Here is a 13,022-nt window from a genome sequence, read left to right on the forward strand (position 1 = left end):
GAGCGCAGCGAGTCGAAGGGCTCGGGATGACAAGAGCGCGCTATACGCCGAGGAATTCGAGCAGATCGCTCTCGCGCGCGACCAAATCGGCGGTGTCCAGTACCTGCTCGACGCGGCCGTGTACCACGATATGGTGACGATCCGCGACCGCGGCGGCGAAGCGCACGTTCTGCTCGACCAAGAGCACGGAGATGCCTGCCGCCTTCATCCGGCGCACGATCTCGCCGATGCGCTCGACGATCACCGGCGCGAGGCCCTCGGTCGGTTCGTCCAAGAGAATCGTTTTCGCACCCGAGCGCAGCGCGCGCGCGATCGCGAGCATCTGCTGCTCGCCGCCCGAGAGCGTCGTGCCCACTGCCGACGCGCGCTCCTTGAGGTTCGGGAAGGCGTCGAAGATCCGGTCCAGCGTCCATCCGCCCGGCGCGAGCGCCGGCGCAAAGAGCAGGTTCTCGCGCACGTTGAGGGTCGAGAAGATGCCGCGCTCTTCGGGGACGTACGCGATCCCGCTGCGCGCGATGCGATCGGAAGGAGTCGCGCATAATTCGTTACCGTCGAGTACGATCGAACCGCTGCGCGGCCGAACGATGCCCATGATCGAGCGCAGGGTCGTCGTTTTGCCGACACCGTTGCGGCCGATGAGCGTCGCAACCTCGCCGTCGCGCAAATCGAAGCTCATCCCGTGCAGCACGTGCGACTCGTCATAGTAGGTATGAACGTCGCGGACGCTAAGCATCAGTGTCTCCCCGCGCCGAGGTAGGCCTCGACCACACGCGGATCGGCGCGAACTTCGGCATATCCGCCTTCGGTGAGCACCTTGCCGCGTTCGAGCACGCTGACCCGGTCACACAGGTGTTCCACGACGCGCAGATTGTGCTCGACCAAGACGACGGTGCGGTCGCGCGAAACGCGGCGGATCAATTCGATCGTCGGACCGATGTCTTCGGCGCCCATCCCGGCCGTCGGCTCGTCGAGCAGAAGAACGCTCGGGTCTTGCGAGATCGCAATCGCGAGCTCGAGCCCGCGCTTCTTTCCGTATGGCAGATTCGCGGCGACGGTGTTGCGGTCGTCATCGAGTCCGGCGACGTGCAATGCATCGCGCGCCGGCTCGTCGAGGACCGCCGTCACGCGGCTTCCCGCCAGCAGGCGGCGCGAAAGGTTGGTGCGCGCCTGCAAGGCGACCTTGACGTTCTCGAGCGCGGTCATGTGCGCAAAGATGCTGGTGATCTGAAAACTGCGCACCATACCCATCTGCGCGATTTCGGCTGCGCCGGCATGCGTGATCTCGACGCCCGCGAAGCGAACCTCTCCGGCGGTTGGGCGCACGAATCCCGAGAGCACGCCCAAAAGGGTCGTCTTCCCGGCGCCGTTCGGGCCGATGATCGCGTGAATTGCCCCGGAGCGGACCGAGAGCGTGAGTCCGTCGAGCGCCATGAAGCCGGAGAAGGACTTGGCGATTCCGGTTGCCTGCAACACGTACGCATCCGCGCCATCGTTCATGTTGCGCAAATACGTCCGAAATCGCGCTGCCCCTTTCCGCCCGCTCTACGATGACGCGGGAACTACACCCCCCGCCGAGCGACCCAGTGGATCGCGAGTTGGAGTTTGTTGTGCCCCGTCTTGTCGCGGATATTCCTGAGATGCTGCTTGACCGTTTCGGGGCTTACGGAGAGTTCTTGCGCGATCTCACGATTCTTCAGACCGCGCGTTACCAGATCGGCGACTTCGCGCTCTCGCGGGCTCAACACGTGGCGGACCTCCTGATCGCTATGAATACGGAAGCAGTTTGTGGTGGACGGGCACGTTGCGGTCTCCGGCATTTTCGGTCAAAACGTTCTCGAACGGGAAGCGGCTGCCGGGCTTGTTTTTCAACCACTGCGTGCCGAGAATCGGCATTACGGCGACGTTCGGAACCGGGCCGTGCGTGAAATCGACGCGGCCGTCGACCGTGACGGTGTTCAAGCGCGAGAGCGCCTTCGCGACGGCAGCTTTGGTCTTCGGGGCTCCGGAACTCTTGAGCGCCGCGATGCCCGCGTCGAAGAGCGCGAGTGACGCCCCGAGCTGCTGCGTCCACTGCTTGCCGGTCGACTTCGTGTAATCGTCGGAGAGTGCGCGCGAGCTCTGGCCGGTGAGCGGCGATTTATACGGGAAATCGGGGTGCCAGTAGTCTGCGGTTGCGATGCGATTGCCCAGAGAACCGAGCGCTTCGACGTCGGATGGGAAGAGGCCGGTCTTGGCGACTTGGGCGATCGTCACCATCTTGGTGTAGCCTTGCTGCGCCGCTTGGTTCCAGAACGTCACGAAATCCGGCGGGAGCGGGAAGGTGTTGAAAATCTGGCAGTTTTCCGCCTTGAACCGTGCGATCTGCGCGGAATAATCGCTCGTGCCGTCTTCATAGCCGCCGGGATCGACGACCGTGAAGCCGTCTTTCTCGAGGAGCGGGATCAAGTGTTCGCGGATGGCGTTGCCGTCGGCGTCGTTCGGATACAGCGCGGCGATCTTTTTGTTGGTGGGAAGCTCGTGAAATTGCGAGACGTAGCACACGTGAAAGCTTTCGACGCCGAAACTGAAGTGGTAGGTCCATTTGAACGGTGAGGGCTGGCCGGGCTTCGCACCGCGGCCGAAATACCACGATTCCCACGGCACGACCGTCGAAAGACACGGGACGCCCGCCGCTTCGGACGCGTCCGAAACGGGATTGACGTTTTCCGGCGTGGAGGTCGCGAGCATCATGTCGACCCCCTCCTTGCTGATCAGCTCGTTGGCGAGCTGCGCCGCGCGGGTAGGATCGGACTGCGAATCGCGAGCGAGGATTTGGACGGCATAGCGCTTGCCGCCGGCCTCCAGGCCGCCGGCAAGCGCCTTACGCGCGAGACCGACGACGTACGGGTCGCACTCGCCGAACCCGCCGAGCGGCCCGCTGCGCGGGCTCACGAAGCCGACCTTGATCACTTCAGCCGCGTCGGCACCGACCCAAATCGACGAAGTCGCGGCTGCGAGCGCCGCTCCGCCGGTTCCGAGAATGAATGAACGCCGGGAAGAATCCGATGACATAGACACCTCCTAGATCGTGTTGCTCAAGTGCATAATTACGCGGCGACGAACCGCCCGAGTTGCTGTTCGAGGCGCGCGAGCGTTTCATACGCGGGCAGCGTATCGACCAGACTTGATTGAGGCTCTCGACGCTCGGCGATCGCCGCGAAAAACTCGCGATCTTCGAGTTCGATTCCGTTGTTGGAAACGGCGAAGCCCGACAAGTCGACATTCTCGTTCTTGCCGGTGCTCAGATCGTCGTAGTACGCAAGGTACGTACCGGTATCGCCGATGTACCGGAAAAACGATCCGAATGGCCCGTCATTGTTGAAGGAAAGGGAAAGCGTCAGAATCGCGCCCGACGGGGCTTTGAGCTGGATGCTCATGTCCATGGCGATGCCGAGCGCCGGATGAACCGGCCCCTGGATCGCTTGGGCGATCTCCGCGGTCCCGCCGGTCTGCCACTGAAACAGATCGACGGTGTGGCACGCGTGATGCCAGAGCAGATGATCGGTCCAGCTCCGTGGTTGTCCGAGCGCATTGGTATTCGTTCGACGGAAAAAGTACGTCTGGACGTCCATTTGCTGCACGTTGAATTCGCCGCGTTCGATACGCTCGTGGAGGAACCGGTGGCTCGGGTTGAAACGGCGTACGTGGCCGGCCATCGCAACGACACCGGTCTCGCGCTGCACCTCGACGAGCGCGCGCGCGTCTTCGACGGAGTCGGCGACCGGGATCTCGACCAGCACGTGTTTGCCGGCACGCATCGATTGCTCGGCTTGGCGGCGGTGGATCTGCGTGGGCGAGGCGATGATCACGGCGTCGAGGCCGGGCCGCGCGAGCGTCTCGCCGAGATCGGTCGTCCAATGCGGTATCCGGAACCGTTCGGCGACCGCTTGCGTCGATTCGGGACGGCCGCCGGTGAGGGAGATGACGTTCACGCCGTCGATGTTCGCGATGGCTTCGAGATGCTTGACGCCGAATGCGCCTTGCCCGGCGAGCGCGACGTTGATCAACGCTGGTTCCTCACGTTTTCCAAGATGAGATGCCCGACCGCCGTATTCGAGGCCGGAACGTGGTAGAAGCGATGGATCTCCTCGACGCGGTCGTCGAGCGCGCCGCGCATGATCAGCCACATCACCAGCTCGATCGCTTCGGAGCCGGCTTCCCGAACGTACTCGATGTGCGGCCGTTGCGCGACGCGCGCCGGATCGGCGATGAGTTCGTCGAGAAATGCGTTGTCGAATTCTGCATTGATGAGGCCGGCACGCGGCCCTTGAAGCTGGTGCGACATACCGCCGGTCCCAAAGACGACCACGCGTAGATCTTCGGGGTATGATTCGACGGCCTTGCGAATCGCTTTGCCTAGGTTGTAGCAGCGATTTCCCGTCGGCGGCGGATATTGCACGACGTTGACCGCGAGCGGGATCACGGGTACGGGCCACGCGTCGGGCCGGCCGAACATCAGTGAGAGCGGCACCGTGAGACCGTGATCGACGGCCATGTTGTTGATGATCGTCATGTCGAATTCGTCGAGGATCGTCGACTGGGCGATGTGCCATGCCAGTTCGGGGTGGCCCTTCACCGGCGGAACCTTGCGGGGGCCCCAGCCTTCGTCGGCGATCGGAAATTCCGCCGCGCACCCGATCGCAAACGTCGGGATGAAATCGAGCGAAAACGCGGAGGCGTGATCGTTATAAACCTCGATGATGACGTCGGGAGCCAGATCCGCGATCCACTTCTTGGAGAACTCGTAGCCCGCAAAGAGCGGCTGCCAGTACGGCTCGGATGTGCGTCCGTTGTCGATCGCGGCCCCGATGGCCGGTACGTGCGAGGTCGCGACGCCGGCGATGATTCTAGCCACCGTGCGCCTCCGATTTGCTGCGGTTGCCTTCGATGCGGCGGCCGCCCGAGCGCATCATCTCCGCGTACTCTTCTTGCGTCGTACCGGTCATCAAGGCTGCGAGCGCCTGATACGAGAGACCGTCGGTCGCCCCGAGCTTCGCCGTGTAATAAATGTTGCCGCCGAGCTCGAGCATGCGATTCCAGTCGCGTGCGAGGACCGCGTCGCGCTGCTCCGCCGTCATCGGCCAGCGCTCGAGGTAGGCTCGCTCGTCGGCCTTGAAGGCTGCGCGGTTTTCTTCTTTCATCAACGACATGCAGAACATGTTGAGGTGATACCCGAGCCGGGAGTGCTCGGCGTCGAACAGCGTCGTTCCGGGGATGTCGTCGAACGGATTCTCGCGCGCTGCCGCCATCAGCTGCGCTCCGGCCAATAGAGGCGCATCGGATTGCGGACCAGCAGCTGCTCCTGCAGCGCCGGCGTCGTCGCCATTCGCGCAATGAAGTCGACGAGCTTCCCGTCATCGGGCATGTGCGTGGTCATGTTGGGATGCGGCCAATCCGTTCCCCAGAGCACGCGCTCGGGATAGCGCTCAACCAGCGCGCGTCCGAACGGCACCACGTCGTCATACGGAGGCCCGGTCTTCGAAAGCCGCTCCGCACCGCTGACCTTCACCCACAGATTCGGATGTTCGTCCATCAGCGCGATGAACCGCTTCCACTGCGGATGTTCGAGGCCAAGGTCCACGTCGGGCCGTCCCATGTGGTCGATCACGACCGCCGCCGGCAGGGAGGTGATGAACGGCGTGAGCTCTTCCAGCTCCGGGGCTTCGAAATAGATGACGATGTGCCAGCCGAGCGGGATGATTTTTTTTGCGATCTCGACGTACTGCTCGCGCGGCGTAGCGTCCACCAGCCGCTTCAAGAAGTTGAAACGCACGCCGCGAACGCCGGCCGCATGCATCTCCGCGAGCTCCGCGACGCTCACGCCGGGCTCCACGACCGCAATACCGCGCGCCGTACCGGCCGACGCGAGCAACGCATCGACCATGGCACGATTATCGCAGCCGTGGCAACTGGCCTGGACGATCACGTTGCGCGTGAACCCGAGCAGGCTGCGCAGTTCGAAGAGTGCTTCCTTCGGTGCGTCGCCGGGCGTGTATTTGCGCTGCGGCGCGTACGGGAACTTCTCGCCCGGCCCGAAAACGTGGCAATGCGCGTCGACCGCTCCCGCCGGCACGACGAATGCCGGGCGCGTGGGATTGGGATGATAGCGATTCAGATCGATCATGCGACGGCAGAACCCAGCCGGCTCTTCAGCCGCGGATAGACGCGCAACGCATTCTTTTCATAGACCTTGACACGCGTCGAATCGTCGAGGCCGAGCGCCTCGACGTACCGTTTCGTATCGTCGTAGTTGAAGCCGGTGCGCGGATCGACGCCGCGCACGGCGCCGACCATCTCGGAACCGAACAGGATGTTTTCCGCGGGGATCACCTCGAAGAGCAGTTCGATGCCCGGCAAATGGTAGACGCACGTATCGAAGAAGACGTTGTTCAACACCGACTGTTCGAGCGGCGGGCGCTTCATGTCTTGTGCGAGCCCGCGGTAGCGGCCCCAGTGATACGGAACTGCGCCGCCGCCGTGCGGAATGATGAATCGCAGCGTCGGGAAATCGGCGAACAGATCGGCGGTGATGAATTGCATGAACGCGGTCGTGTCGGCGTTGATATAGTGCGCGCCGGTGGCGTGAAAGTTTGGATTGCACGACGAGCTCACGTGCACCATCGCGGGAACGTCGAGCTCGACCATCTTCTCGTAGAGCGGATACCAAAATGTGTCCGTCAGCGGCGGCGAGGTCCAATGTCCGCCGGAGGGATCGGGATTGAGGTTGATGCCCACGAAGCCGAGCTCGTTCACGCAGCGCTCGAGTTCGCGAACGCTGCCGGCGAGGCCGGCGCCGGGCGACTGCGGCAGCTGCCCGACACCGGCGAAGTTGCGTGGATACAGCTCGCACACGCGCGCGATCAAATCGTTGCAGGCGCGCGCCCAGGCCATGCTCGTGGCTTCCGTTCCGATATGATGCGCCATCGCCGAAGCGCGCGGCGAGAAGATCGTCACGTCGGTCCCGCGCTCGCGAGAAAATTTTAGTTGCGCGTTCTCGAGACTGGCACGGATCTCGTCGTCGCTGACGTTCGGTTTCAGGGGCGAAGGCAGCGAGGGGTCCGCGAGTCCCGCAATCTGCGCCGCTCGGAACGTCTGTAAACCGTCCGGCGCCGTCGTGTAGTGGCCGTGGCAATCGATGATCATGGGGACCCGTTCGTCCAAACGTCGCCGGGAATGAAGAGATCGCCGGACATCAGCGCGCGGGCGGTGCGCAGCAGCGCCGAGCGCCGCACGTGCGGGCCGGACGGGCCGGATTCGATCTGCATGGAGACGGTGAAAAAGCCGGTCGGGTGCTCGATCTCGAAACTGCGCTCGCCGCCCTCGCCGGGCGGTGCGATCTCTGAAGCGACCGATCCCGGGATCGCGCACGCGGTCGCAACGCTGACCGCGCCGAATACGCCGATCGCCTTGTGCACTTTGTGCGGAATGAACATCCGGGTCGAAATGTCGCCGCCGTTTTGCGCCGGCGCGGCCAGGCACATCTTGGGTACGGTCTTCTTGGACACGTCGCCCAAGTTCATGCGCTTGCCGGCCTCCAGGCGCAGCGCTTCGACCCGGGCGCGCAGCGAGCTATCCGCTTCCATCTGTTCGGGCGTTTCGCGGCCCGTCTGTCCGAAATCGGATGCACGCATCACGACGACCGGCATGCCGTTATCGATCAGCGTTACGTCGGTATCCGCGATCACGTCGCGCGCGTTTCCCGACGGCAGCAGCGCGCCGCAGCTGCCGCCGGCGACGTCGAGGAAATCGATGTCCACCGGCGCCGCGGTTCCGGGAACGCCGTCGATGCGCGCATCGCCGTCGTAGCGCACGCGGCCATCGGGCGTCTGGACGTGCGCGACCGCGATCGAGGCGGTGTTGACCATGTGGATGCGCACGCTCGTTCGCGGCGCACTTGCGGGGACGAGTCCGCGCTCGATCGCGAACGGCCCGACGCCCGCCAGCATGTTTCCGCAATTTTGCGATGCGTCCACGCGCGCTTCGCCGACGACGACTTGCAAGAAGAGGTAGTCGACGTCCGCGTCGGGGCGGCTCGAGGGACCGACGATCGCCACCTTGCTCGTCAGCGTATCCGCCCCGCCCACGCCGTCGATCTGACGCACGTCGGGTGAACCCATCGCCGCTAGCAGTACCGCATCGCGCACGGCCGTATCTTCCGGCAAATCGCTCGCCAGAAAAAACGGGCCCTTCGACGTCCCGCCGCGCATCAGAGTGCACGCAATGGCGCGCTGCTTCACGCGCGTGAACCCTCGACCAGCTTGCGAAGATCGTTGATGTCGTAGGAGTGTTCACCGCGCGCGTACCGTTCGCGATTGCGGCTCTCCGTTTGCGTGCGCGCGCGCGCCGCAACGACGACCTCTTCCGCGCGCTCCTTGCGGATGGCGCAGGCGCCATCGGCATCGAGCACCACCAGATCGCCCGGCGAAATCATCGTGCCGCCGACCTCGACCGGCACGTCGAGCTCTCCGGGCACGGCCTTCTTTGCTCCTCGCACGCGAATCCAGCGCGCCCACACCGGGACCGCCATCGAGGAAAGATCTTGGGCATCGCGCACTGCTGCGTCTACCAAAACGCCTGCTGCGCCGGCCGCGATCATTTGTGTCAACAGCAGGTCCCCGACGAGGGCGACCGCGCGCGGTTCCGGCATGGTCAGCACGACGATATCGCCGCGCCGGATGCGCTCGATCGACGCGTGCACCATCAGATTATCGTCCTGCGCGCAGCGCACCGTACGCGCCGGGCCCGCCGCGCGACTATGCGGAACCAGTTGGTGCAGCGCAATATCGATCAGGCCTTCTTTCCCCGAGGCTTCGTAAATCGTCGCAACACCGAGATGCGCGCACTCGTCATAGTCGATCATCGCTCGTACTCACCGGAGGAGGGGAATAAGCACGTTGCCAATATTGTTGACAATTATGGCGCCCACTTTTCGCGTACCTTCCGACGATCCTGCTCGCAGTCGAGCTTCGGATATCGCCGAACACATTCGGCGCGCGATCGTGTCGGGTGAGTTCGCGCCGAATGAGCGCTTGGTCGAGCAAGAACTTGCTAAGGATCTCAACACCAATCGCGCCGTCATCCGCGCTGCGTTCGCGCATCTCGAACACCAGCGGTGGCTCGTTCGCGAGCCCAATCGAGGCGTGCGCGTACGAACGTACACGGCGCAGGAAGCCGCGGAGATCCTCGAAGCGCGTGCGGCCCTCGAAGGTCTGGTCGCGCGCTACGCGGCACGACGCATCGATGGTGAGGGCGAGCGCACGTTACGCGGAATCATCGCAGAGATGAAGGCTTGCCACGATTCCGGCGATCCGCTCGCGTATTCGCAGCTCAACGCGAAGCTCCATCGCACGATTCTGGAAATTGCAAACCACGAAACCGCGGCTATGCTGCTCTCGTCGCTGCAATCGCAGGCCGTACGCTATCAATTTCGCACGGTGCTGCAACCGGGGCGGATCACGCAATCACTGCGCGAACACGAGGCGATCGTTCAGGCGGTCCTCGCACACGACGAAGACGATGCGGAACGCGCGATGCGCGTGCACATCGGATCGGTCGTCCGTACCGTTCTTGCGATCGCGGGCAGCGGTTCGAACGCCCTGAAGGCGATGTAGGGCGCCGCATGGCAGACACCGGCCCGGTGCTCACCGCTACCGCTGCGACCAAACGCTTTGCAAACTTCACCGCCGTGGACCACGTCGATTTTGCCGTTTCCCGCAACGAGGCCGTCGGCATCGTCGGGCCGAACGGCGCGGGCAAAACGACGCTGCTCAATCTGCTCGCGGGAACCTATCCGCTCTCCGAAGGGAGCGTCTTCGTCGACGGTGCCGACGTTTCGCGCACCGACGCGGCAACGCGATGCCGCATGGGCATCGGACGCTCGCATCAGGTGCCGCGGCCGTTCGTCGACATGACGATCTTCGAGAACGTCTTTGTGGCGGCGTCGTTCGGCGGCCGCCGCACGCGCGCCGAAGCCTACCGCGCCAGCATCGAATCGCTCGACCTCTGCGGTATGCTCGAGAACGCCAATCGTACCGCCGCGACGCTCGGTCTTCTCGATCGCAAACGCTTGGAACTCGCCCGGGCGATCGCAACGAATCCGAAGGTCTTGCTCCTGGATGAAATCGGGGCGGGGCTGACCGATGCGGAAGCGAGCGACCTCGTCGCGATCATTCACCAGTTGCGAGCGACGGGAATCGCCATCGTGTGGATCGAGCACATCCTGCACGTTTTACTGCGGGTCATCGATCGACTCGTGTGCATGGACTCGGGCGTCGTGATCGCGCAGGGTGAACCGAAAGAAGCGCTTGCGCACCCGGCTGTCATCGAAGCGTATCTGGGAAGCGGCGTTGCATGAACGTGCTCAGCGTCGAAGCGCTCGACTCGAACCACGGCCTGCTCAAGGCCGTTCGCGGCGTGTCGTTCACCGTCGCGGAGGGCGAGATTCTCGCGCTGGTGGGCGCTAACGGCGCCGGCAAGACGACGCTGCTGCGCACGATCGCCGGCGCGCACAAGCCGTCGTCCGGAAAGATCGTATTCGAGGGCATCGACGTCACCAACGTTCCCGCCGGCAAACGCACGCGCGCCGGCATCGCGCTGGTTCCCGAAGGCCGGCGTATCTTCGGAGAAATGACGGTCGAGGAGAATCTCCTCGTTGCCGGGCGCACCGGCCGTAAGGGGCGCTGGAACTACGCGACCGTGCTCGAGGCGTTCCCGATGCTGCGGCGGATCGCGCAGCGCAAAGGCGGCGATCTCTCGGGCGGAGAGCAACAGGCCACGGCGATCGGCCGCGCGCTGATGACCAATCCGCGTCTCCTGCTCATCGACGAACTCTCCCTCGGGCTTTCACCGGTTGCCGTCAACGCGGTGTACGAATCGCTCGAGTCTGTGATGGCAAGCGGCGCGACGATCGTGCTGGTGGAACAAGACCTCAGCCGCGTGCTCCGCGTCTCGACGCGCGTTGCCTGCATGCTCGAAGGCCGCATCGTTCGTGAGGGCCGGACGTCCGAGATCACCAAAGAAGCGATCACCGAGGCGTACTTCGGCTTGCGGCGCGGCGAAGAGGTGAAGGCGTGATCGACCAGATCGTGCAGGGCATCTTCCTGGGCGGCTACTACGCGCTCGTCGCGTGCGGTCTCTCGTTCATGTACGGCGTCATGCGGATCATCAACCTCGCGCACGGCAGCCTCGTCGTTCTCTCGGCGTTCCTCGTGTGGTACATCACCGAACATCTGGGGATCTCGCCCTTTATCGCGTTGCTGATCGTCATTCCCATCATGGCCGCGGCCGGATGGATCTTGCAGCGAACGGTCCTCGACCGGAGTTTGCGCTCGGGTCCGCTCACGCCGCTGCTCAGCACGTTCGGCCTCGCGATCGTCATCGACAATCTGCTCTTCCAACGCTTCGGCGCGGATTCGCGTTCGCTCGGGCCGAACATCGGAACCCTCTCCTACAACGGTTGGACGCTGCCGGGCGGCGTGACCGTCAGCGAGCTTGGACTCCTCACGCTCGGCACCGCGATCGTGTTGATCGTCGGCTTGCAGCTCTTCCTCAAATATGCGCCCCTCGGCCGCGCGATTCGCGCGACGTCGGAAGATCGCGACACGGCCGAGCTGATGGGCATCGATTCGCGATCCGTTTATGCCGCCGCCGCGGCGATTGCGTTGGCTACGGTGGCGATCGCGGGCATGTTTCTGGGCATGCGCACGACGTTCGCTCCCTACGCGGGCGCGACTCAGCTCATCTTCGCGTTCGAATCGGTGGTCATCGGCGGTACGGGCTCGCTTTGGGGAACGCTGGTCGGCGCGATTGCGCTCGGCGTCGCGCAGAATCTTGGGGCACTGGTCAACCCGCAGGGATTCTTCATCGCTGGACACCTGTTGTTCTTCTGCGTGCTCGCCGTTCGATTTTTCGCCGCCGGGAGTTTTTCGGCCGGCTGGCTCAAGGTTCTACGGAGGCAATCGGCATGACCGACGTCGGTACGGTTGCGGTGCGGCGGTGGAGCAGTGTCTCGATCATCGCGATCGGCGGCTTGGTCGCGATTATCGCGATCCTCGCATTCGGGCCGCTGTTTCTCGGCTCGTATCTGACCGGGCGGATCACGACGCTCTTCATCTATGTCATTCTCGCGGTGATGTGGAACGCACTGGCCGGTTACGCGGGCCTGGTTTCGGTGGGGCAACAAGCGTTCTTCGGCCTGGGGGCGTACGTCGTGATCCGCCTTTCCAACGGCGGTATGCCGGTCTATCCGGCCATCGCGCTGGCGCCGCTGGTGGTCGCCGTGCTCGCGCTCGCGCTCTCGCCGCTCGCGCTGCGCTTACGCGGCGGCGAATTCGCGATCGGCATGTGGGTATTCGCCGAGCTCGCGCACCTGCTCGTCAATCTCGACGGCCTGATCCAAGGCGAAACCGGGACCTCGCTGATCGCGATCTCCGCCTTCGCGCCCGCGGTGAGACGAGCGGATAACTACTGGTTCGCCCTCGGTGCAATGACGATCGTTCTGGCGCTCGTGTTCGTTCTGCTGCGCAGCCGGACCGGCGCGTGCGTGCAAGCGATTCGCGATAACGAAGAAGCGGCGGCGTCGGTCGGGGTGCGCGTCTTGCCGACGAAGCGTACGATCTTCGTGCTGGCGGCGGCGGGCTGCGCGGCGGCAGGCGCCTTGACGCTCTCGACCCTCATCACGTTCCAGCCCAAAACATTTTTCAGCGTGCAGTGGACGGCGTATATGATCTTCATGACGCTGGTCGGCGGTCTTGGGACCTTCGAAGGGCCGATCATCGGAGCGGTCGTCTTCTTTGCCGTCGAAACGCTCTTGGGGGCCACCGGCGTGTGGTATCTGATCGCGTTGGGCGCGTCGGCGCTGGTCTTCTCGCTGTGGTTCCCGCGCGGAATCTGGGGCGGGTTCAGCGCGCGATCGGGACTGCAGCTCATGCCGCTCGGCTACCGGCTTACGTTCGGCCGCAACAGCGCGGCGAGAGACGAGTAAC

General features: G+C 64.1%; 16 protein-coding genes. 5 read left to right on the forward strand and 11 right to left on the reverse strand.

Annotation, left to right across the window (positions count from 1 at the left end; genetic code table 11):
* Positions 1 to 40 precede the first annotated feature (40 nt).
* The 11 genes from VMF11_06325 to VMF11_06375 all read right to left on the reverse strand — a co-directional run bounded on the left by VMF11_06325 (position 41) and on the right by VMF11_06375 (position 8,899).
* Positions 41 to 733 (reverse strand): ABC transporter ATP-binding protein, encoded by a 693-nt coding sequence (locus tag VMF11_06325; GenBank protein ID HTU69920.1) that lies wholly within the window; start codon positions 731 to 733, stop codon positions 41 to 43.
* Positions 733 to 1,497 (reverse strand): ABC transporter ATP-binding protein, encoded by a 765-nt coding sequence (locus VMF11_06330; GenBank protein ID HTU69921.1) that lies wholly within the window; start codon positions 1,495 to 1,497, stop codon positions 733 to 735. Before VMF11_06330 ends, VMF11_06325 begins: the two co-directional genes overlap by 1 nt.
* Positions 1,498 to 1,559: 62 nt before the next feature.
* Complete coding sequence (locus VMF11_06335) at positions 1,560 to 1,745, reverse strand: helix-turn-helix transcriptional regulator (GenBank protein ID HTU69922.1); 186 nt, start codon at positions 1,743 to 1,745, stop codon at positions 1,560 to 1,562.
* Positions 1,746 to 1,764: 19 nt separating this feature from the next.
* Positions 1,765 to 3,051 carry an ABC transporter substrate-binding protein gene (locus VMF11_06340; GenBank protein ID HTU69923.1) on the reverse strand — a complete coding sequence of 429 codons (1,287 nt, stop codon included), beginning with the start codon at positions 3,049 to 3,051 and terminating at the stop codon, positions 1,765 to 1,767.
* A 35-nt stretch (positions 3,052 to 3,086) separates the two neighbouring features.
* Entirely contained in the window at positions 3,087 to 4,046 is a 960-nt protein-coding gene (locus VMF11_06345; GenBank protein HTU69924.1) for a Gfo/Idh/MocA family oxidoreductase, read from the reverse strand.
* On the reverse strand, positions 4,043 to 4,894 hold the full coding sequence (locus tag VMF11_06350; GenBank protein ID HTU69925.1) for a class III extradiol dioxygenase subunit beta: 852 nt from the start codon (positions 4,892 to 4,894) through the stop codon (positions 4,043 to 4,045). The genes VMF11_06345 and VMF11_06350 overlap by 4 nt, the downstream gene beginning before the upstream one ends.
* Positions 4,887 to 5,288 (reverse strand): protocatechuate 4,5-dioxygenase subunit alpha, encoded by a 402-nt coding sequence (gene ligA / locus VMF11_06355; GenBank protein HTU69926.1) that lies wholly within the window; start codon positions 5,286 to 5,288, stop codon positions 4,887 to 4,889. The genes VMF11_06350 and ligA overlap by 8 nt, the downstream gene beginning before the upstream one ends.
* Positions 5,288 to 6,163, reverse strand: coding sequence for an amidohydrolase family protein (locus VMF11_06360; protein HTU69927.1), 876 nt, complete (start codon positions 6,161 to 6,163; stop codon positions 5,288 to 5,290). Before VMF11_06360 ends, ligA begins: the two co-directional genes overlap by 1 nt.
* The gene (locus VMF11_06365) at positions 6,160 to 7,182 is read right to left on the reverse strand and encodes an amidohydrolase family protein (protein HTU69928.1); all 1,023 of its coding nucleotides are present in this window, start codon (positions 7,180 to 7,182) and stop codon (positions 6,160 to 6,162) included. The genes VMF11_06360 and VMF11_06365 overlap by 4 nt, the downstream gene beginning before the upstream one ends.
* The gene (locus VMF11_06370; protein ID HTU69929.1) at positions 7,179 to 8,276 is read right to left on the reverse strand and encodes a 4-oxalomesaconate tautomerase; all 1,098 of its coding nucleotides are present in this window, start codon (positions 8,274 to 8,276) and stop codon (positions 7,179 to 7,181) included. Before VMF11_06370 ends, VMF11_06365 begins: the two co-directional genes overlap by 4 nt.
* The gene (locus VMF11_06375; protein HTU69930.1) at positions 8,273 to 8,899 is read right to left on the reverse strand and encodes a 4-carboxy-4-hydroxy-2-oxoadipate aldolase/oxaloacetate decarboxylase; all 627 of its coding nucleotides are present in this window, start codon (positions 8,897 to 8,899) and stop codon (positions 8,273 to 8,275) included. The genes VMF11_06370 and VMF11_06375 overlap by 4 nt, the downstream gene beginning before the upstream one ends.
* A gap of 55 nt (positions 8,900 to 8,954) precedes the next feature.
* Between VMF11_06375 and VMF11_06380 the strand changes: the two genes are divergently transcribed.
* Genes VMF11_06380 through VMF11_06400 form a run of 5 tightly spaced genes read left to right on the forward strand, consistent with a single transcriptional unit; the run spans position 8,955 to position 13,021 of the window.
* Positions 8,955 to 9,650 (forward strand): GntR family transcriptional regulator, encoded by a 696-nt coding sequence (locus tag VMF11_06380; GenBank protein ID HTU69931.1) that lies wholly within the window; start codon positions 8,955 to 8,957, stop codon positions 9,648 to 9,650.
* 8 nt (positions 9,651 to 9,658) lie between these two features.
* Entirely contained in the window at positions 9,659 to 10,393 is a 735-nt protein-coding gene (locus VMF11_06385) for an ABC transporter ATP-binding protein (GenBank protein HTU69932.1), read from the forward strand.
* Positions 10,390 to 11,112, forward strand: coding sequence for an ABC transporter ATP-binding protein (locus tag VMF11_06390; protein HTU69933.1), 723 nt, complete (start codon positions 10,390 to 10,392; stop codon positions 11,110 to 11,112). Before VMF11_06385 ends, VMF11_06390 begins: the two co-directional genes overlap by 4 nt.
* Positions 11,109 to 12,005 carry a branched-chain amino acid ABC transporter permease gene (locus VMF11_06395; protein ID HTU69934.1) on the forward strand — a complete coding sequence of 299 codons (897 nt, stop codon included), beginning with the start codon at positions 11,109 to 11,111 and terminating at the stop codon, positions 12,003 to 12,005. Before VMF11_06390 ends, VMF11_06395 begins: the two co-directional genes overlap by 4 nt.
* The gene (locus VMF11_06400; protein HTU69935.1) at positions 12,002 to 13,021 is read left to right on the forward strand and encodes a branched-chain amino acid ABC transporter permease; all 1,020 of its coding nucleotides are present in this window, start codon (positions 12,002 to 12,004) and stop codon (positions 13,019 to 13,021) included. The genes VMF11_06395 and VMF11_06400 overlap by 4 nt, the downstream gene beginning before the upstream one ends.
* Position 13,022: the final 1 nt, after the last annotated feature.

It is taken from the genome of Candidatus Baltobacteraceae bacterium (assembly GCA_035502855.1).
Classification (GTDB): domain Bacteria; phylum Vulcanimicrobiota; class Vulcanimicrobiia; order Vulcanimicrobiales; family Vulcanimicrobiaceae; genus Aquilonibacter.